General features: G+C 74.2%; 15 protein-coding genes. 11 read left to right on the plus strand and 4 right to left on the minus strand.

Annotation, left to right across the window (positions count from 1 at the left end):
• Positions 1-120: 120 nt before the first annotated feature.
• The 8 genes from OHA84_RS04900 to OHA84_RS04935 all read left to right on the plus strand — a co-directional run bounded on the left by OHA84_RS04900 (position 121) and on the right by OHA84_RS04935 (position 10,316).
• On the plus strand, positions 121-1,275 hold the full coding sequence (locus OHA84_RS04900; protein WP_266973126.1) for an AAA family ATPase: 1,155 nt from the start codon (positions 121-123) through the stop codon (positions 1,273-1,275).
• A 2-nt stretch (positions 1,276-1,277) separates the two neighbouring features.
• Positions 1,278-4,922: a DUF5682 family protein gene (locus OHA84_RS04905; RefSeq protein ID WP_266974133.1), complete on the plus strand. Its 3,645-nt coding sequence runs from the start codon at positions 1,278-1,280 to the stop codon at positions 4,920-4,922.
• Positions 4,919-6,832 carry a hypothetical protein gene (locus OHA84_RS04910; RefSeq protein WP_266973124.1) on the plus strand — a complete coding sequence of 638 codons (1,914 nt, stop codon included), beginning with the start codon at positions 4,919-4,921 and terminating at the stop codon, positions 6,830-6,832. The genes OHA84_RS04905 and OHA84_RS04910 overlap by 4 nt, the downstream gene beginning before the upstream one ends.
• 305 nt (positions 6,833-7,137) lie before the next feature.
• The gene (locus tag OHA84_RS04915) at positions 7,138-7,878 is read left to right on the plus strand and encodes a DUF1524 domain-containing protein (protein WP_266973122.1); all 741 of its coding nucleotides are present in this window, start codon (positions 7,138-7,140) and stop codon (positions 7,876-7,878) included.
• Positions 7,875-8,162, plus strand: coding sequence for a hypothetical protein (locus OHA84_RS04920; RefSeq protein WP_266973120.1), 288 nt, complete (start codon positions 7,875-7,877; stop codon positions 8,160-8,162). The genes OHA84_RS04915 and OHA84_RS04920 overlap by 4 nt, the downstream gene beginning before the upstream one ends.
• A 236-nt stretch (positions 8,163-8,398) precedes the next feature.
• Positions 8,399-8,590, plus strand: a complete 192-nt coding sequence (locus tag OHA84_RS04925; RefSeq protein WP_053680668.1) for a DUF5302 domain-containing protein — start codon at positions 8,399-8,401, stop codon at positions 8,588-8,590.
• 200 nt (positions 8,591-8,790) lie between these two features.
• Positions 8,791-9,201 carry a rodlin gene (locus OHA84_RS04930; protein WP_053680669.1) on the plus strand — a complete coding sequence of 137 codons (411 nt, stop codon included), beginning with the start codon at positions 8,791-8,793 and terminating at the stop codon, positions 9,199-9,201.
• 197 nt (positions 9,202-9,398) lie between these two features.
• The gene (locus OHA84_RS04935) at positions 9,399-10,316 is read left to right on the plus strand and encodes a glycoside hydrolase family 19 protein (protein WP_371591321.1); all 918 of its coding nucleotides are present in this window, start codon (positions 9,399-9,401) and stop codon (positions 10,314-10,316) included.
• On the opposite strand, the gene OHA84_RS04940 is transcribed toward OHA84_RS04935, so the two are convergent.
• The 3 genes from OHA84_RS04940 to OHA84_RS04950 all read right to left on the minus strand — a co-directional run bounded on the left by OHA84_RS04940 (position 10,306) and on the right by OHA84_RS04950 (position 16,266).
• Entirely contained in the window at positions 10,306-13,080 is a 2,775-nt protein-coding gene (locus OHA84_RS04940) for a LuxR family transcriptional regulator (RefSeq protein WP_266973116.1), read from the minus strand. The two genes, OHA84_RS04935 and OHA84_RS04940, sit on opposite strands and share 11 nt — an antisense overlap.
• Before the next feature lie 282 nt (positions 13,081-13,362).
• Positions 13,363-15,141, minus strand: coding sequence for a S8 family serine peptidase (locus OHA84_RS04945; RefSeq protein ID WP_266974131.1), 1,779 nt, complete (start codon positions 15,139-15,141; stop codon positions 13,363-13,365).
• Between the two features lie 393 nt (positions 15,142-15,534).
• A complete protein-coding gene (locus tag OHA84_RS04950) occupies positions 15,535-16,266 on the minus strand; it encodes a DUF1838 family protein (RefSeq protein ID WP_266973114.1) in 732 nt (243 codons plus the stop codon).
• A 139-nt stretch (positions 16,267-16,405) separates the two neighbouring features.
• On the opposite strand from OHA84_RS04950, the gene OHA84_RS04955 reads away from it, so the two are divergent.
• The 3 genes from OHA84_RS04955 (at position 16,406) to OHA84_RS04965 (ending at position 18,821) form a co-directional block, all read left to right on the plus strand.
• Positions 16,406-17,389, plus strand: coding sequence for a DUF1996 domain-containing protein (locus OHA84_RS04955; protein ID WP_053680751.1), 984 nt, complete (start codon positions 16,406-16,408; stop codon positions 17,387-17,389).
• Between the two features lie 101 nt (positions 17,390-17,490).
• The gene (locus OHA84_RS04960; RefSeq protein WP_053680675.1) at positions 17,491-18,093 is read left to right on the plus strand and encodes a sigma-70 family RNA polymerase sigma factor; all 603 of its coding nucleotides are present in this window, start codon (positions 17,491-17,493) and stop codon (positions 18,091-18,093) included.
• The gene (locus OHA84_RS04965) at positions 18,090-18,821 is read left to right on the plus strand and encodes an anti-sigma factor (RefSeq protein WP_053680677.1); all 732 of its coding nucleotides are present in this window, start codon (positions 18,090-18,092) and stop codon (positions 18,819-18,821) included. Before OHA84_RS04960 ends, OHA84_RS04965 begins: the two co-directional genes overlap by 4 nt.
• Positions 18,822-19,230: 409 nt before the next feature.
• Here the strand turns inward: OHA84_RS04965 and OHA84_RS04970 are convergent, their stop codons facing one another.
• The gene (locus OHA84_RS04970) at positions 19,231-19,962 is read right to left on the minus strand and encodes a hypothetical protein (protein ID WP_053680679.1); all 732 of its coding nucleotides are present in this window, start codon (positions 19,960-19,962) and stop codon (positions 19,231-19,233) included.
• Between the last annotated feature and the right edge of the window lie 48 nt (positions 19,963-20,010).

The following is a 20,010-nucleotide window of genomic DNA, read 5'->3' on the forward strand; positions in this document are numbered from 1 at the left end:
GTCGGCCGCTTGCCGGCGGACCGCCCCGGGGAGCAGCCCACCCGGCGCGCCCCGACCCGCGCGAGGTGCCGTGAGGCACCCCGCGCCCCACTTCTTTCCCGTATCACCCGGAGGACCCCGATGACCGTCACCGAACCGTCCGCCCCCGCCCGGCAGGTCATGCCCGCGGAGGAACGCCACGCCGCCGAACTCGCCTTCCTGGCCGCGTACGACACCGGGCCGCGCCCGCCCGGCTGGGCCCTCACCCCGCGCGCCGTCGTCACGTTCGTCTGCGGCAGCGAGGGCGCCGAACTGGCCCTGCCCAAGCGGCGCGCCGGACTGCCCACCAAGCTGGTGATCGCGTCGAAGTTCGTCGGCGAACGCGCCCTGGTCGAACGGTGCGTGGTCACCCTCGCCGGCGAACGGGGTCTGCTGCTCACCGGCGAGCCCGGCACCGCCAAGTCGATGCTGTCCGAGCTGCTCGCCGCGGCCGTGTCCGGCACCAGCGCCCTCACCGTGCAGGGCACGGCGGGCACCACCGAGGACGCCTTCCGGTACGGCTGGAACTACGCCCTGCTGCTGGCCCAGGGCCCCACCTCGCAGGCCCTGGTCGACTCCCCCGTGCTCGCCGCGATGCGCGCGGGCCGGGTGGTGCGGGTCGAGGAGATCACCCGCTGCCTGCCGGAGGTACAGGACGCCCTGGTGTCGATCCTGTCCGACCGTCGGGTGAGCGTGCCCGAACTGACCTCGACCGAGGACGCGGTGGTGTCCGCCGCCCCCGGCTTCACCGTCATCGCCACCGCCAACCTCCGCGACCGCGGTGTCTCCGAGATGTCGGCCGCGCTGAAGCGGCGGTTCAACTTCGAGACGGTCGCGCCGATCGCGGACGCCGACGCCGAGGCCACGTTGATCCGGCGCCAGGCCGTCGCCGCGGTGCAGCGCGCCGGAGCCGCGTTCGGCGTGGACGACGCGGTGCTGGACGCCCTCGTCACCGTCTTCCGGGACCTGCGCTCGGGGCGCAGCGCCGAGGGCTGGGACGTCGAGCGGCCCGGTACGGTCATGTCCACCGCCGAGGCCGTGCAGGTGGCGGCCTCGCTGGGGGTGGCCGCCGCCTACCTGCCGGGCGGCGACGTCCTCGATCTGCTGCCGGGGCACCTGTTGGGTGTCGTGCGCAAGGACGACCCCGCCGACCACGGCCGGTTGTTGGGGTACTGGGACGGCCCGGTCCGCCGCCGTGCCGAGGACGGTTCGGCGATGTGGCGCCGGCTGTGGGACCTGCGCGGGAGCCTGCGGTGACGATGGTCGATCCGAGGGACGCCGTGGAGGCGCTCGCCGCGTGCCGGGAGCCGTACCTGCTGGGGGTGCGGCACCACAGTCCGGCCCTCGCGGCGATGGTGCCGGCGCTGCTGGACGCGGCGGGCGCGGAGGTGCTCTGCGTGGAGCTTCCCGCCGAGTTCCAATCGTGGTGGGAGTACGTCGCGGACCCCGAGACGGTGGCCCCGGTCGCGCTGGCGGGCCAGGGGCGGGACGGGCGCCTGGCGTTCTACCCGTTCGCCGACTTCTCCCCCGAGCTGGCGGCGATCCGCTGGGCGCGGGAGCGCGGTGTGGAAGTGGTCTGCTGTGACCTGCCGTTGGCCGATGGCGGATGGTCCCTTCCCGACGCGCCGGCGGGCCTGCTGCCGGCGGGCCCGGACCGGCCGGTGCCGGCGTCGGGCACGCCCGACGGGCCAGCCCCGGACGCCGTGGTCCCGTCGGGCGACGGGCCGGTCTCGGGCCGACGTTCCTTCGCCGAGGCGCTCGCCGCGTCCGGCACGGGGCGCGAGGGCGACGACCTCTGGGACCGCGCGGTCGAGGTACAGGCCCCGGGCTGCTCCCCCGAGGCCGTGCGTCGGGCGGCGCTCGGCGTGGGCTGGGCGCTGCGCGCGGACGGCGACGTGCCCGCGCGGGACCTGGCCCGCGAGGCGCACATGCGGGCTGTCATCGCCGCCGCGTCCGCCGGGGGGCGCCGGGTCGCCGCGCTGATCGGCGCCTTCCACGCCCCGGCCCTCCTGCCGACCGACGCCGCGGTGGCCGACGTCGCGGTGGGCGCCGGCAAGGACACCGGCGCGGCGACGCAGGACACCGGCGTGTCGAGGCCGGGCGCTGCCGGCGCGCGCTTCCGCGACGATGCCGCGGTGGCTGCCGACGACGTCGTGGTGGCCTCGTTCGTGCCGTACTCCTTCGACCTCCTCGACTCCCGCTCCGGTTATCCGGCCGGCATCCGGGACCCGCTGTGGCAGCAGGCCGTGTTCGAGGCCGGCGGGGACCCGGTGCGGGTCCGGGACGCGGCCTCGGTCGCCGTGACCGGGGTCTGTCGGGAGCTGCGCCGGGCCGGGCACACCGCGGGCACCGGGGAGGCGGCGGAGACGCTGCGGCTCGCCTGCGACCTGGCGATGCTGCGCGGGCTGCCCGCGCCCGGGCGCGGGGAACTGCTGGAGGCGGTCATGACCGTCCTCGGACAGGGCGAACCACTGGGTCGGGGGAGGGCGTTGGCCCGCGCCCTGGAGTCCGTGCTGATCGGGGCGGGGCGCGGCAGGATCACCCCGCACGCCCCGCGTTCGGGGCTCGGTCCCGCCGTCGAGGAGGAGTTGACGGCGCTGCGACTGCCGTCGCCGCGTGATCCCGCTCCCCGGGAAGTCCGGCTGGATCCGTTGCGTTCCGAGCTGGACGGCCGCCGCGAGGTCATGTTGCGACGGCTGCTGGTGTGCGGCGCCGGGTACGGGGAGCCCGTCGCCGTGGCCGCCACCGGCGACGGCACCGCGCTCGGGAGCAAGTGGCGCCTGTCCTGGACCCCGTCCGTGCCCGCCCGGCTGGACCTGGTCGGCGTCCGCGGCGTGACCGCCGCCCAGGCGGCCGCCGGGACGCTGCGTGACGTCGCGCGCCGCGCGGCCGAGGAGGGCGGCCCGACCCCGGCGCAGATCCTGACCGGGCTGCGCGCGGCCGCGCGGTGTGATCTGCCCGCGCTGGTCGACGTACGGCTGGAGGACGCCGCCGCGATCCTCCCGGAGACCGCCGGACTGCCGGAACTCCTCGAATCGCTGGACCTGTTGGAGGGACTGGGCCGGGGCCACCTCCCCGGGACGTCGGAGGGGGCGCGGGTGCGCGCCGAGGCACTCTCGGAGGAGTTGGTGGAGGCCTCCGTACGATCCCTGCCCGGGCTCGCCGGCAGCGAGGACCCCGCCGACGCGGGCGCCCTGGTGGCCCTCGCCGACCGGGCCGCCGGCCGGCACCTGGGACTGCGGCTGGATTCCGCCCTGGCGGAACTGGCTTCCTCCGCGTCCCCGTTGATGCAGGGCGCGGCCCTGGCCGTACGGGTCCTGCTGGACCTGGATCCGGCGCACGGGCTCGGCGAGCGCGCGGCGGGTTGGGTCGACGGCGCCGGCACGCCGGACGCCCGGCGTGCCCTGACCCGCCGGCTGACCGGTCTGCTCACGGCCGCCGGCCCGCTGCTCGGCTCCTCCCCGACCGTACTCACCCCCCTGCTGGACCGGGTGGACGACCTCGCGGACGATCGGTTCCTGGACCGGCTGCCGGCGCTGCGCGGCGGCTTCGACGCGCTCTCCCCCGCCGCCCGCGACCGGCTGCTGGACACCGTCACCGAACGGCTCGGGGACCGCCTGGACCTCTCGCTGGACGCACCGCCCGGGCTGCTCGCCCTCTGGGCGGCGGCGGACGCGGCGGGCCTCGCCGCCCTCAAGGACCTGCCGCTGCCCGCCGCGGACACCGAAGCGCCCGACGTCCCGGAGGGCACGGCCGCCCCGCGGCCCGTCGATCCCGGGTCGCGGCGCCTGTCCCCCGCCGACCGGTGGCGGCTGCTGCTCGGGCGGCAGCGCGACCGGCTGCCGTCCGGTGCGCGGGGCTACGCGCGGGCGCTCGACGAGCTGTACGGCGCCGGGCGCGGCGAGGGCTCCGCCGATCTGGACGACGGCCGCGGCTCGGGCGGGGGTCTGGAAGCCTCGTTCCCCACGGCCCGGGAGTGGTCCGAGGAGTTGGAGGCCCTGTTCGGCGCCGATGTGCGGGAGGAGGTGTTGGCCGACGCCGCGGACGCGGGCCGGGGCGATGTGCTGGCCCAGTTGGACCCCACCTCGGTGCGTCCCTCGATGGAGCTGTTGACCTCGGTGCTCTCGCTGGCCGGCGGGATGCCCGAACAGCAGTTGGCGCGGCTGCGACCCCTGGTGCGGCGTCTGGTCGACGAGCTGGCCCGGGAGCTGGCCACCCGACTGCGCCCGACACTGTCGGGGTTGGCGACGCCGCGCCCGACCCGACGCCCCGGCGGGAAGCTGGACCTGGCCAGGACGCTGCGGGCCAACCTGGCGCACACCCGGCGATCGGCGGACGGGCGGGTGGTGGTCGTCCCGGAGCGGCCCGTGTTCAGTACGCGGGCGAGCCGGGAGGCCGACTGGCGGCTGATCCTGGTGGTCGACGTCTCCGGTTCGATGGAGGCCTCGGTGGTCTGGTCGGCCCTGACGGCGGCCGTGCTGGGCGGGGTTCCCACCCTGTCCACCCACTTCCTGGCGTTCTCGACCCAGGTCGTCGACCTCACGGACCGCGTCGACGATCCGCTGTCGTTGCTGTTGGAGGTACGGGTCGGCGGCGGTACGCACATCGCCGCCGGGCTCGCGCACGCCCGGTCGCTGATCACCGTTCCGAGCCGCACCCTGGTCGTCGCGGTGAGCGACTTCGAGGAGGGGGCGCCGCTCGGCGGGCTGCTCGGCGAGGTGCGTGCGCTGGTCGCTTCCGGCGCGCACCTGTTGGGTTGCGCCGCGCTCGACGACGCGGGCGCGCCCCGGTACTCGGCGGCCATCGCACGGCAACTCGTCGCGGCCGGCATGCCGGTGGCCGCTCTCAGTCCCCTCGCTCTCGCCCGCTGGGTGGGCGAACGCCTCCGTGGAGATGTCCGTTGAGTACCGATCTGTTGCCGCCCGTCGCCCCCGAGGTCCTCGCGGAGGCGGTGGAGAACCTCACCGCGCGACTGCGCAAGAAGTTGGACGCGGCCATCGAGGCGTGCGCCTCGGAGGCGGTGGCCGGGCCGGACGGGAGCGTGAGCGTCCGCTTCGGCGAGGATGCCGTGGTGACCTTGCGTCCGGGCCCTTCGGGGGTGGTCACGGCGGCCGACGAGGCCGTCTGCGGTTGCCTGCTGGCACCGCGCTGCCTGCATCGGGCCGCCGTGCTGGGGGCGGCCCCGCTCGCCGATCCCGAGCAGCTCGCCCCCGCCGGGCCGGCGGCCGACGCCGAACCGGATCCGGCCCAGGCGGGGACGCCGCCCGAGAGCGGTGTGGTGGTGGGGGCCGGTCCGCAAGCGCCTGCGGTGCCCGGGGCCACGACACCCGGGGCCTCCGCCGGGGCTCCGCCGCCGACCGCACCCGAGCCGCCGACCGCCGCGCAACTGCGTGCCTCGGCCGCGCTGTGGGAGGCGGCGGCCGCCGCTCTGGCCGCCGGGGTCGCGGCCGGCGGTGCGGTGGTGCAGGCCGAGCTGCTGCGGGCCGCGCACAGTGCCCGCCTCGCCGGGCTGCCGCGCGGCGAGGCCGCCGCCCTGCGCGTCGTACGGGGGTTGCGGGCGGCGCGGGAGCGCAGTGCCGCCCAGCGACTCGGGGCCCTCACCGTGGCCTTCCGCGAACTGCTGCACGTCGCGGGGCTGACGGCCTCCGGAGCCGGCGGGCCCGCGCTCACGGGCACCGGACGCCGCGCCTACGAGGCGGGCGGGAGCCTGCGGGTGCACGGGCTGTGCCGCGAGCCCGTGTTGTCCGCCACCGGCTACGGCGGTGTGGTCACCCATCTGGTGGGCGCGGACGGCTCCCGCTACTCCGTGTCGGACGTCCGCCCCGGCGGGCTCGCCCGGGCCCGGGGCGCCGGGTCCGCGTCCGTGGCCCTCGGTGGGGCCGTCCTCGACCACGCCGGGCTGGCGCGCGGGGGTCTGCGCGTCGTCGGCGCGACGGTGTCCGCGGACGGGCGTCTGGGTGCGGGACGCGGGGTCCAGGCGACTCCGCTGCGCGGGATCGCCTGGACCGACGAGCCCGCCGCCGCGCTGTTCGCCCGTCCGGCGGCGGAGGCGGTGGCAGGCCTGCTCGCCGACCCCGAGGGCGAGCCCGAGCTGCTGGGCTGCGACGTCCGGGTCGTCGGCGGGGCCGGCGAGCACCTGTTGGTACGGGAGCTGTCGTCCGACGGGACCGTGCGCGCGGACGCGCCCGTGCTCCGGCTGCGCCCGGCGCATCCGCATCCCGAGTTGCCGCACACGGCCAACCTGCGCCGGTTGGCGGGGTGTCCGGGCCTGGCGATCCGGGTGCTGGGCCGTCCGGATCCGGACCGGGCGGCCACCCTGGGTGCGCTGGCCGTCGGTCCGGTGCCGGGGGCTCGGTACACGCTGCGGTTGCCCGAGGAGTGGCTCGGCCGGGCCGACCTGGGCTACGACCGTCTCCAGGGTTCCCACCTTCCGGACGGGGCGCCCGAGCTCCCGGAGGGTGACGGCGGGCCCCTCGCCGGTCCGATCGGGGGCGAGGCGGATCCGTTGGCCGGGTCCCCGCTGTGGCGGGTGCGCAGGCTTCTGGAGACCGGGGTGGCGGGCGGTCGCCGGGCCGTGGCGGAGGCCGCCAGGGGGCCGGAGCCGCTCGGCCTGCGCGGCCCGCTGCGCCGTTCGGGCTTCGGGGCGGCGGCGGATCTGGCCACCGCCCTGGCCGTCGAGGCGGACCGGCGCCCCCGGGATGCCTTCGGCCGCCTCGCCGACGCCTCGGCCGACCGCTACGCCTGGGCCTGGCTCGCCTCGGCCACCCACCTCGGTGCGGCGGAACGCTCGTTGGTGGCGGCTTCCTGGTCCTGAGCCGGTCGTCTCCCGCGTGGGCGCCGGCGGCGCGGGAGACGCCTGAGCCCGCCGATCGTGCGAGATCGGACACACCCGACGGCGGCGGACGGAGCATCACGAAGCGTGTGGAAAGCCCCGGTGCCGGGGCAACCGTGCCCCGTGGACGCGCGGTTGCCCCGGTCGCCCGCGCCCGGCCCGCCGGACCGTCCCGGGACGCCTCCCTGACGGCCCGTGACACTCCGCGCGACACGCACGGATCGAATGTCCGGGTATGGGTAGGCTCCCCCGGGACAGCGTGCGGGAGTTCGAACCGGGGTGGATTCATGGAACGTCAGACAGGGGCGCGCGGCCTCGCGGTGACCGTCGCACTGCTGCTCGGGGTGACCGGATGCAGCCAGACCGGCGCCGGTGGGAGCGCCGACGGGAAGGGCGACACGCGGGCGCCGCGCACCTCGGCCCCGCCCTCCGCGCCGTCCGGGGGCGACGCGAAGCCGACCCGGGGCGACGTACTGCCCGGCATGGTCAGCGCGGCCGTCGCCCGGACGCAGCTGGCCGCGTTGAAGATCGGCAAGCCCGGCACGATGGCCGGCTACAGCCGCGCCAAGTTCACGCACTGGGCCGAGCAGGGCAACAAGTGCGACACCCGCGAGGTCGTCCTCAAGCGCGACGGCAAGGACGTCGCCCAGGACTCCGAGTGCCGCGCCTCGTCCGGTGCGTGGAAGAGCCTGTACGACGGGCTGGAGTTCAGCGAGGCGTCGAAGCTGGACATCGACCACATGGTCCCGCTCGCCGAGGGCTGGCGCTCCGGCGCCGCCGACTGGGACGCGGCCCGGCGCAAGGCGTTCGCGAACGATCTGACCCGCCCCCAGCTGCTGGCGGTCTCGGCCGCGTCGAACCGTTCCAAGGGCGACCAGAGCCCGGACCTGTGGCAGCCGCCGGACAAGGCGAGCTGGTGCCAGTACGGACGCGCCTGGACCACCGTGAAGTCGCACTACGAGCTGACCGTCACCGAACCGGAGAAAGCCATGCTCACCACCATGATCGACACCTGCGCGGGCTCATGACCGAGGCGGACCGGCACGACGCGGCGCAAGAGTGGACGGACACGGTCGTGGCCGGCCCCGGCGGCGCCATGACCGACGAGGTCGGCGTGATCACCGGTGAGCTGACGCTCCGCACGGTCGCGGGAGCCGATGGCAAGATCCGGTTCGACATCCAGTACCTGGACGCCGACGAGTGGTACACGCTCACGGGCAGCCCCCTCCCGCACGGAGACCCGCACGCCCTGCACCGCGCGGCCCTCGCGGCCGTCCGCGCCGGCGGCGGGGCCGAGGTCCCGTCCGGCTGACCCCCCGGTCGCCCGCCGCGCCGCCCGAGGGTCCGGGGACCGGTCACGGGGCGGTGACCTGGGCGGGGATCCCGAGGTCGCGGCGAGTCCGACGGCCCCGGCGCGTCCGATGACCCCACCCCGGGGCTCCCGGTCGACCCACCCCGCCTCCTGGGATGCCTCTCAGAGCGAACTCGCTGGTCAGGGGGACGGCCACCTGACAGACTGAAACGGCTCGATCACCCCAGGAGGACAAGATGGCAGACGAAACAGACACCCCGCAGAACGAGTCCCCGGCCGACGAGGCCAAGCGCAAGTTCCGGGAGGCCCTGGAGCGCAACGCCGCGAATGCCCAGTCCCAGCAGTCGCACCAGAGCCGGGCGAAGGTGCAGGGTTCCAGCAGCGGCCCCGGCGGCAAGAACAAGAAGGTCCGTCGCAAGACCGGCTGACCACGGACCGACCGCTGCCCCGCCGGGAGGCTCCACCCGGCGGCGTGGGCGGCGACCGCGCCGACCGCGGGGGCGGGTCGTCGCAGGGCCCCCGGAACGGATGATTGGGCCGCATGGGTGACGGGCGATAACCACATGCCGTGAGGACAGTTGATCAGGGCGTCCCGCCGGGGACAGCTCATGCGACAGAAGGATCCTCAATGCTCAAGAAGTTCATGGCCACCGCCGCAGTCACCGCCTCCGTCATCGGCGCGGGCGCCGTTGCGGCCACCCCGGCTATGGCGATCGGCAACGACAACGGCGTGAACACGGTCAACGGCAACAACGCCTCGCAGATCTACGGCAACCAGGAGACCGAAGGCGCCATGAGCCCCCAGCTCAGCGCCATCCAGGGTTCGCTGAACAAGCTCTGCGTGGGCCTGCCCGCGAAGGTCAACGCCCAGTCGATCCTCGCCGCGATCAACGTCGGCGTCCAGGACATCAACGTCCTGTCGAACCCGCAGAACCAGCAGTGCGCGGAGAACTCCACCCAGGCGAAGGGCGACGAGTCCCTGTCGCACATCGTGGACAACATCCCGGTCCTCTCCGGGAACCTCTCCGCCGGCAGCTGACCCGGTCGGCCCGAACCGGCGTGACGACTCGCTCGTCACGCCGGTTCGGCGTTTCCGGCGCGACCGTTCCGCCCGTGACCGTTCCGCGTTGCACCGAAAGGTTTGGTCTAGACCTTGACAGGTCCAGACCATCTTCGGTTCAGTGGCGTCAGTTGCCGTCCCCACCCGGCAATTCCCCCCACCCTAGGAGCAGTCACGTGATACGTACGCTTCGTCGCCGTGCCCTTTCGCTGGCCGCGGCCGCCGCCGTGACCCTCGGTCTCGCCGTGGCCCTGCCCGCCTCCCCCGCCGCGGCCGCCCCCGCCTGCGCCGGTTCCTGGTCCGCCTCGGCGGTGTACACGGGCGGCACGAACGCCTCGTACAACGGACACAACTGGCAGGCCAAGTGGTGGACGCAGGGCGAGACGCCCGGCACCACCGGGCAGTGGGGGGTCTGGTCCGACCAGGGCGCCTGCGGTGGCGGCGGGGGCCAGGACCCGGACCCGGGGAACGGGAGCGGATTCGTCGTCAGCGAGGCCCAGTTCAACCAGATGTTCCCGAACCGGAACCCCTTCTACACCTACAACGGGCTGGTGGCGGCGCTCTCCGCGTACCCCGCCTTCGCCAACACCGGCGACGACACGGTCAAGCGGCGCGAGGCGGCCGCCTTCCTCGCCAACGTCTCGCACGAGACGGGCGGGCTCTTCTACATCGTCGAGCAGAACACGGCCAACTACCCGCACTACTGCGACGCCACCCAGCCCTACGGATGTCCGGCGGGGCAGGCCGCGTACTACGGGCGCGGCCCCATCCAGCTCAGCTGGAACTTCAACTACAAGGCGGCCGGTGACGCCCTGGGCATCAACCTCCTCGCCAACCCGTACCTCGTGGAGCAGGATCCGGCGGTGGCCATGAAGACGGCCCTCTGGTACTGGAACACGCAGAACGGTCCGGGCACGATGACCGCGCACGCCGCCATGGTCGACGGCGCGGGCTTCGGCGAGACGATCCGCTCCATCAACGGGGCCCTGGAGTGCAACGGCGGCAACCCGGGGCAGGTCCAGAGCCGGGTGAGCAAGTACCAGAGCTTCACCCAGCTGCTCGGTGTGACGCCGGGGAACAACCTCAGCTGCTGAGGCGTCCCGTCCTCAGGGCGGTGGCCAGCTGCGCGCGGGAGCGCACGTCGAGCTTCTGGTAGATCCGGGTCAGCCGGGCCTCCACGGTCTTGACGCTGAGGAACAGCTTCGCTGCCGCCTCCTGGTTGCTGGCACCCTGACCGACGAGCAGGGCCAGTCGGGTCTCGGCCTCGGTCAGGGCCGCCTGCCCCGGCTGCCCACCGGCGGCCGGGTCGGGGGCGGCCTCCCTGGCCAGCTCCAGCCAGGGCTTCGCGCCGGCCCGGTCGAACACGTCGGCCGCCTCCCCGAGGGCGGCGCGGGCGGGAGCGCGCCGCCGACGGCGCCGTTCGACGCGGGCCAGCGCGAGCAGGGTCCTGGCCCGTTCCAGCGGGAGTCCGAGGGCGCCGAACCGGCGGGCCGTGGCCTCCAGCAGGGCAACGGCGGGCTCCGCCTCGCCCCGCGCGGACAGGCACAGGCCCCGGGCCCGGTCCAGGGCGGCGAGCACACCGGTACGGCCGAGGGCGTCGGCGACCGTACGGGTCGACTCCAGCAGGGCGTCGGCCTCCTCGGGGGCGTCGGCGGCCACCAGGGCCTCGGCGAGTTCCCCGTGCCAGCGCAGGACGGAGGGGTCCACCACCTGCTGGGCCTCCTCCAGCTCGGCCACCCTGCGCAGGGTGGCCACCGCCTTCGCGGCTTCCCCGGTGGCCAGTTCGACCAGCCCGAGGGCGTACAGGCCCCGGGACAGGAAGACCTGGTCCTGTTCCTCCTCCGAGGCCTGGACACCCCGGCGGGCGTAGCCGGCGGCGCGGGCGAAGCTGCCGGCGGTGGCCTCGGCCATCGCGGCGACGTACCAGGCGGGGCCGGGTGACAGACCGGCCTCGATGGTGAGTTCCAGGGCGTGGCGGGCGTGCGCGGCGCCCGCGGCGCAGTTCCCGCGGCGCAGCTCGACCTCGGAGAGGCTGCGCAGCACCTCGAAGACGTCCTCGGCGGAGCCGGTGCGTTGGACGGCGGGCAGCAGGACGAGCAGCCGGCCACGGGCGTCGTCGAGCCGGTCGTCGAAGAGGGCGTGCCGGACGGCCAGGTACTGCGGCGCGTTGCGCATGCCGAGCGGCATCTCGGGAGCGGGCAGGGCCAGCGCCTCGGCCAGGATGTCCTCGGCGTCGCGGTCACCGAGGATGCGGCCCATGCGGGCCCGCACGGTCAGGGCCATGGCCTCGGCGACCTGGTCGCCGCCGAGGGCGGCGAGGGTGCCCGCCTCGGCGGCGGCGTCGCGGGAGCGGACGGGGTCCCCGTCGCTGAGGTTGTGCTTCCAGGCGATGCGGAGTTGGACGGCGGCGCGCAGCGAGGGGTCGCCGGCGGCGTCGTCCACGGCGTACGCGAAGGTCTCGTCGAGATCGGCGAGGGCCTGCCCGGCTGCGTCGATCACGGCGAGTCGGGCCCGTACCCGGTCGGCGGGCGAGGCGTCGCGGGCGAGCACGGCGCGGGTGGCGCGGCGGGCGAGGTCGGCGCGGCCCGCCCATCCCGCGTCCTCGGCGGCGCAGACGAGCCGGGCCAGTTCGTCCCGGGGCAGGTCCGCGGGGGTGCGTTCGGCGGCGAGCAGGCCGAGTTCCGCGGCGAGGGCGCGCTGTCCCCGGCGCCGGCAGGACGCGGCGGCCTCGGTGATCTCGGCGGCGAGGCGGGCGTCGGGGGTGTCCACGGCCAGCGCGCGGTGCCGTACGGCCTGGACGGGGTCGTCCACGGCGGTGGCGAGCGCGGCGTGCCCGGCGGCCCGCTCGGGCCAGCCCGCGTCGGCGGCGAGTGCGGTCGGGAGGGCGCCCGCGGTGAACCGCACCGCGCCGTCCTCGCCGACGGTGACCAGTGCGGCGCGTTCGGCCTCGGCGAGTTCCGCGTCCGCGTCGGGGCGGCCGGCCCGGCGGAGCAGGGCGGTGGTGGGGCGGGTCGCGAGGGCGGCGAGCAGCAGGGTGCGGCGGGCTCGGGCGGGGGCTTCGGCGAGCAGCCGGCGGGCGACCTCGCGGGCCTGCCCGGAGACGGGCAGCGTGTCGGCGTGGTGGGCGCCTCCGTCGCGGGATCCGGCGGCTTCGGCGAGGGAGTGGCCGAGGGCCAGGGCGAGGCGGGGGTTGCCGCCACTGGCCTGGTGGATGCGGCCGGCCAGCCGGGCGGGCAGGCCGTGTCGGCAGAGGAGTTCGGCGACCTGCTCCGCCCCGAGCGGGGGAACACGGATCGCGGGGGTGTCGGGGCCGCAGAGGGGCACGGCGACGGGGGCCCCGCCCTGTACGCATTCGGCCACGAGGACCCGGACTCCGGGTGGGGTGAGGCGCAGGGCGAAGCGGAGGAGGTCGGTGCTCTCGTCGTCGAGCCACTGCGCGTTGTCGAGGACGAGCAGGACGGGTCCCGGGGCGGCCAGGGTCCGCAGCACCTCGACGACGGCGAGGCGCAGCGCGACGTGGTCGCGGCCGGCGCCGGGCTCGTCGGTCTCGCGCCGGAGCAGGGCGATGGCGGCGCGCTGGGGACCGGCGAGCCCGTCCAGTACGGCGAGGGGCACGGAGGCGAGCAGGGCGGCGGCCGAGGCTTCGGGTATCCACTGGTCGGCGGCGTCCGGGGCGAGGTGGAGCACACTCTCCCGTCGGCCCTCCGCCGCGGCCACGACGGCCCGGACCACTTCCGTCTTGCCCGCGCCCGCCGGTCCGGTGAGGATGGCGCGGCCGTGCGTGGTCAGCGCGCGGTCCACCGCCTCGATGAGTTCACCGTGTCCGACGGTCGTGTCAGCGTTCCCCGTCGCCGCCACGCCCAGCCACCAGCCTTTCGCGCCCCTGCTCCTGTGCCTTTCCTGTGAGACGCGACAATACGAGGTCAGCCGCCGGGCGGACCCCGTTTGTGACGCAGAAATCAGTGGGTGGACAGGAATGCCCGGCGGACCTGCCGGTACGAGTGGTATCGGCAGGTCCACCGGGGTGGGTTGGTCCGTACTATCGGCCCGTCAGCCGGGAGTTGGGGGGCTCCCCGCCACTTCGACGGCCGGTTCGGGGACCGGGTGGCGTCCGGCTTGGGGACCGGGTGCCGGGCGGGCTCAGAAGCCGAGGCTCCAGGAGTTGATGTAGCCGGTGTCGGAGGCGGCCACGTCCTGGACCTTCAGCTGCCAGGTGCCGTTGGCGGGCAGGGCGGAGGCGTCGACGGTGTAGGTGGTGACCAGGTTGGCGGTGCTGTCGCTCGAGGAGCTCTTCAGCCGCTTGACGGTGCCGTTCGGGGCGACCAGGTCGATGACGAGGTCACCGCGGTAGGTGTGCTTGATGTCGACCGAGACCTTGAGCGCGGCCGGGGCGTTGCCGGTGCGGCCGGTGACGGCGATCGAGGACGAGACGGCGCCGCCGTTGTCCGGGATCGCGACGTCGGTGGTGTTCTCGAAGGTCGGGGTGGTGGGCGTGGAGGTGACGGCGTTCACGGTCGCGGCCGCGTCGGCGAGACCGGCGCCGCAGCCACCGGTGCAGGTGCCGGCGAGCGGGCGGGCGTTGGTCTTGATGGCCGCCTCGATCTGCGCCGGGGTCAGCGAGGGCTTGGCGGCGGCCAGCAGCGCGGCGAGACCCGCGACGTGCGGGGCGGCCATGCTGGTGCCCTGGTACGGCTTGTAGATCTCGGCGCCCGGGGTGGTGGTGCCACCGTTGAGCGTGGAGAGGATGCCATTCTCGGGCGTGGTGACGGTGCCGGGCGTGTCGGTGGCGCGGCGGGTCTCACCGCCCGGGGCGGCGATGTCGATGATCGTGCCGAAATTGGAGTAGAACGAGCGGTCGCCGGTGCGGTTGCTGGCGGCCACGTTGATCACGTTGTTGCAGCTGGCGGGCGTGAAGCCGGCCGCGTCCGCGTTGCTGTTGCCGGCGGCGACCACGACGGTGGTGCCGCGGGAGACGGCCGCGTTGATGGCGTTCTGGTAGCTGGTGCCGCAGGTGCCCGAGCCGCCGAGGCTCATGTTGATGACCTTGGCGGGGGTGGCGTTCGCCGGGACGCCGGGGACGGAGCCGCCCGATGCCCAGGTGATGGCGTCGACGATGTCCGACGTGGCGCCGCCGCACTTGCCGAGCACGCGGACGGGCTGGATCTTGGCGTTGTAGGCGATGCCCGCGACGCCCTTGGAGTTGTTGGTGGCCGCGGCGATGGTGCCCGCGACGTGGGTGCCGTGCCAGGAGGAGTCACTGGCCTTGGAACCGGTGCCGCACTCGCCGGCCCCGCTCCAGTCACCCTGGTCGGCGGGGTTGTTGTCGCGGCCGTTGCCGTCGCGGGCGGCGGAGGAGCTGGTGATGAAGTCGTAGCCGGCGACGATGTTGGAGGCGACGTCGGAGTGGGCCACGTAGCCGGTGTCGATCACGGCGACGGTGACGCCGGAGCCGGTGGTCCTGTCCCAGGCGGCGGGCACGTTCATGCCGGCGGTGGGCTCGAAGAGGTCCCACTGCTTGGCGTACTCGGTGTCGTTCGGGGTGGCCAGCGCGTAGGCGCGGGAGTCCGGCTCGACGTAGGCGACGTCGGGGTCGGCGCGGAACTGGGCGATCACGTCGGCGGCCGCGGTGGGCGCGGTGGCGCCTCCGAGGTTGACGAGGGCGGCGCCGGTGCCGAGGCGACGGTCGAAGGTCGCCTTCTTGCCGGCCTTCTTCCCCTTGGCGGCGGCGTCGTCGGCGGCGGCGGAGTTCGAACTGGCCTCGCTGGCAGTCGACTTGTATCCGACGATGAGGTTCTCGACCGGCGCCGCGCCGGGGGCCCCGGCGGGGGCCGCGGCGGCCGGGAGGGTGGCGGCGGGGTCCGAGGTGCCGGTCAGGGCCACCGAGGCGGTGGCGGAACCCGCCAGGAGGGTGACGGACATGGCCACCACGGATATGAGCCGACGTCTGGTTGCGTGCACGGTGTTCCCTTTCGCGGGCCGTTTCCGGGCAGGCCGGAGCGGCCGGTCTGAACTGTGTGGGAGGTGAACCGGCGGCCGCGGATCGGGGACGGGCTGGTCAGACCCGTCCCGGACACCGCAGCGCCGCGTCGCCCGGCCGCGACGGCGGGGCAGGGCGACGGCGGTGCGCCGACGATCGGCCCGGCCTGCGGACGGCTTCGCACCATGTGGGGTGGGTGCGGGGGCTGTTCGAGGTGGGGAAGATCGCCGGTGGGCAGACAGTAGGCAACGCGGGGATGAACGCGATACGGGGAAAACCCTTGTCGGGCCCCTGCGGGGGGCCGAGGGCCCTGCCCGGGACCCCGGGGAGACGGGCTACGCGGGCGGGTTGAGCCGGCGGAAGTAGGTCCAGCTCGTCTCGTTCGGCTCGGTCCACTTCTCCGGGGCGTGGGCGTACTCCGGGTGGTGGGCGGCGATGTGGGCGCGGGTGCGTTCGGGGACCTCGGCGTAGGAGGAGAGCTTGCGTCCGCGGCAGTGGAAGGTGAGGCCGCCGGGGCGCTGCCCCTGTTCCATCCAGGGCAGCCACGGGGACATGCGGGTCCACGACATGGTGGCGGGGACACCGGGCGCGTCGGTGGTGAGGACGGACGCGGGGGCGAAGAACTGGAACAGTTCCAGCGCCCGGTAGGTGTCGTCGGCCGACTGGGTGGGGTACTGGTCGACGGGCAGCGGCGAGGGGTAGGCCAGCGGGATCTCCAGACTGAAGCAGACCTGGTCGCCGAGCTCGGTCATGGGGACCGGGAAGGGGCGCCACTTCTGATTGGCCGGATCGTTCCACACGTGGACGACCGGTTTGCCCTGCCAGGTGTCCAGGATCTCGCGGCTCTGCGGGTCGAGGTAGAAGGCGGCCTCGCGGGTCAGGAGTCGGTAGCCCTCCTCCTCCACCACGAGGCGGGCGACGTTGACGCCCTCGAAGCCGAAGAGTCGCCGGTACGGCTCCCCGGGCGCCCACGCGTGGACGTCGCCGGTCCACCAGAAGGTGACCTCCTCGCCGTCGAGGGAGGCTCGGGTGCGGGCGAGGGCCCGGAGGAGTTCCGTGGGAGTCATGAGGGGTACTCTGCGCGGTCCCGGTCCGGCCCGGCAAGGACCCTGGGCTCGATCCGGCCGGGCCCGGAGGACACCCGGGGAGACCACGGTACGGATGCCAGGTTGACGGGGGTGGTGGACAGCGGCAACGGTGACCGCCATGGGGAACGAAAACCGCCTGCTCGTGCTGCTGGTCTGCCTGGTGTTGGGCGGCGGCCTGACCGCTGCCGCGCTCGGGGCCTCACGGGCCGCCGGGCCGCGGGGCACGGGCGTCGCCGCGGAGGACTTCGTCGACATGCGCGACGTGGCGCCCACGCCGGCGCCGCCGGCCGCGGGCCCCGGGGCCTCCACCGGATCGGTGGTGGTCGACTGCGGGCGCAACCGGGAACGCCACTACAACGAGGACAACCTGGTCGTCTCGCCCGGCTTGCGCGCGGGCGCGCACCACACGCACGCGTACGTGGGAAACCTGTCCACGGACGCCATGTCCACCGATGCCTCGCTGGCCGCGGCCCCGACGAGTTGTACGGGCGGTGACCGGTCGACGTACTACTGGCCCGTGCTGCGCCGCACGGACCGTGCGGGCACGGACGGCCACGAGAGCTCCGCGGGGCACGGGAACAGCGGTGAGATCCTGCCGGAGACGACGGTGGGCGTGGAGTTCCGCGGCAACCCGGTGAGCGAGGTCGTACCGATGCCCCGGTTCCTGCGCGGCGTGACCGGCGACGCCGTCGCGTACACGGCCGCCGACGACGCCGACGTCCGGGCCCGGTGGGGCTGCTCCGGTTCGCCCGACCGGTCCACGACCCGCTATCCGCGCTGCCCGGCGGGCGAGCGGCTGACCCGGACGCTGGTCTTCCCCAGCTGCTGGAACGGCCTGGACACCGAGAGCCCCGGGCACCGTTCGCATCTGGTGTTCCCGGCCGCCAACGGGGTCTGCCCGCAGGGTGCCTTCGCGGTGCCGCAGTTGCGCGTCTCGCTGGCCTACGAGGTGCCGGCCGGTGCGCCGATCGCGTTGGACTCCTTCCCGGAACAACGGCACAGTCCGAGGACGGACCACGCGATGTTCGTGAACGTGATGACCGAGGGCCGGATGCGGGCGGTCGTCGACTGCCTGAACACGGGGCGTACGTGCCGGATGTGACCCGCGGGGCGGCCTTGGTGACGCAGGTCACATGAACCCGACCGCCCCCGGCGGCGTGTTCCGACCGCACCACGCGAAGCACGAAAGACGGAGAGGGTGAGATGGCCGGACCACTGTGGCCCCGCACTCGGCGGGGCTCGACCGATGAGGCACTGATCAAGTCGGTGTACGAGGAGCACGGCCACGCCCTGCTCGCGTACGCCACCCGGCTGACCGGGGACCGGGCGGCCGCCGAGGACGTGGTCCAGGAGACCCTGATACGGGCCTGGCGGCACTCCGAGGTCCTGGTCAACGGGAAGGGCTCGGTGCGCGGCTGGCTGCTCACGGTGGCGCGCAACATCGTCACCGACCGGTTCCGGGCCAAGGCGGCGCGGCCTCCGGAGGTCTCCGGCTCGGCGGCCGCTCCCCCGGTGGAGGCGGATCACGCCGACTCGGTCGTGAACGCCATGACCGTATTGGGAGCTCTCGACCAGCTGACCCCGGAACACCGGGACGTGCTGACGGAGTTGTACTACCGACAGCTCAGCGTCGCCGAGGCGGCCGATCGCCTCGGGATTCCGGCGGGAACGGTCAAATCACGCGCGCACTACGCCCTCAAGGCGTTGCGCGAAGCCTTCATGGACGGCACCAGGGACGGCAACAGGGACAGACGATCGGGCAGGCCGCCCCAGCAGCCCGGCGGATTGCGGGAGGTGGTGGCATGAACCGGCAGCGGCACGAGGAGGAACTGCTCGGCCCCTATGTTCTCGGAGTCCTGGACGAACAGGACGTGCGACGCGTCGAGGAGCACATCGGCGACTGCGTGCAGTGCCGGGAGGAGGTGACCGCGTTGCGCGAGATGGAAGCCGCGCTCGGCGAGGTGCCCGAGGAGGCGTTCCTGGAGGGACCGCCCCAGGGCGGTGATCTGTTGCTGCAGCGCACGCTGCGGCAGGTGCGCAATGAGCGGGCCTCGGCGTCCCGGCGCCGTGTGGGACTGGCCGGTCTGGCCGCGGCCGCCTCGCTGGCCGCCGTGTTCTGGGCCGGGACCCAGTCGGGCCCGGGCCAGGTGGAGGCGGCGCCCCCGGTGCCGTCCCCGGCCGTGACGGCGACGCCGTCACCGCCGCCGCCCGGAACCCGGGTGGCTTCCGCGACGGATCGGCGCACGGGTGCGCGGATGACCGTACGGGTGACGCCGGCCCCCCAGTGGGTGCGGGTGCACGCGGCCGTGGCGGACATCCCGGCGGGTGAACGGTGCCGGTTGATCGTGGTCTCCCGCAACGGCAAGCGGACCATCGCGGGCGGTTGGGTCGTGGGCTCGGCGGAGCACGGCGAGGGCAAGGGGGCCGCGTTGGACGGCTCGGCGGCCGTCGACCCGGCGGACGTGAAGGAGATCCTGGTCGAGAACGAGTCGGGCAAGGCCTACGTGTCGGTACCCGTGCCCGCGAAGGCGTAGTCGGGGCCGGGCACACGTGACGGAGCCCGGGAGCATATCCAGCTCCCGGGCTCCTGCTTGCCACCCATTTGCGCACACCGGCGGCTTTTAAGGGCCGCGGATCATTTTGAGATCGACGTGTTCTGCCTTTGAACTACAGCGCCGCGGCAGAGGCGCCGGGGGGACTTGAACCCCCATCCGTCGATGATCGCCCGCGCCCGGTCGATCCGGTGTTCGGCGGCGAATACTGAGACTGGAGCGAGAATCTGAGATTCATGGGGCCGCCTCTACCGGCTTGGGCCACCCCCGCACGTGGTGCGGGGAGAGGGATTCGAACCCCCATCTGACACCCCGTGTTCAGCTTCGACATTCAGTTTCAGCTTGCGCTCTTCAGCGCACCCCCTCGCTCGCACGGGGGGCGTTGTGGAGGCTACCTGAAGAGGTAGCCGAACACCGCGTCGCCGACCCGCTGGTCGGTGACGTCGGCGCTGTTGGCCTCCTCGCGGGCGAACTTGACCGCCTGCTGGATCTTCTCGACCCGGTCGAGGAGCTCGTTCACGCGCCGCGCGGGCAGGGCTCCGGAGAACTTCACGGTGGTCCAGTAGCCGACCGGCACGTCCTCGTAGTACACCTCGACCTGCGCCGGGTGCTTCTCCGTGGCCTCGGCCTTCACGTGGTTGCGCGGGACCTTCTTCGTACGGATGGTGCGCACGGGGTCCGTCTTCCAGGAGTCCGTCGAGGGGTCCAGGTTCCAGGCCTCCGACGCGTCCAGCACGGGGAGCTTGCGCACGAAGGTGTGCAGGTCCGTGAGTTGCTTCTCCAGGAACAGCAGGTACGGGACGGGGACCTGGGGCAGCAGGACCTGGCCGTCGACGACGACGTCCGCCGCCGCGGTGCGGTTCGCCCAGTCCTTGGTCGCCGTCACGTCGAAGAGTCGCGTAAGGGTACCGGCGGTCGCGCGCAGCACGTCCTCGGCCTTGAGCTGGACCCGGGTGGATTCCGGGGGCAGTTGCTCGCCCTCTTCGTCCTTGGGCTGGTACGTCCGCGAGATGCCGGCCATCAAGGCGGGCTTCTGGACGTCCTGGTGGGCTTGCGTCAGTTCCTGGAGCGACTTGGACTTGACGCCCTTTTCCACGGCGATTATCTGATTCAGCTTCGGCACGCGGTCAACCTAGCAGCGGACTCGTCGTGGGCGCACGCGTGTTTCCCC

The sequence above is a fragment of the Streptomyces sp. NBC_00513 genome (assembly GCF_041431415.1).
In the GTDB taxonomy this organism is placed as follows: domain Bacteria; phylum Actinomycetota; class Actinomycetes; order Streptomycetales; family Streptomycetaceae; genus Streptomyces.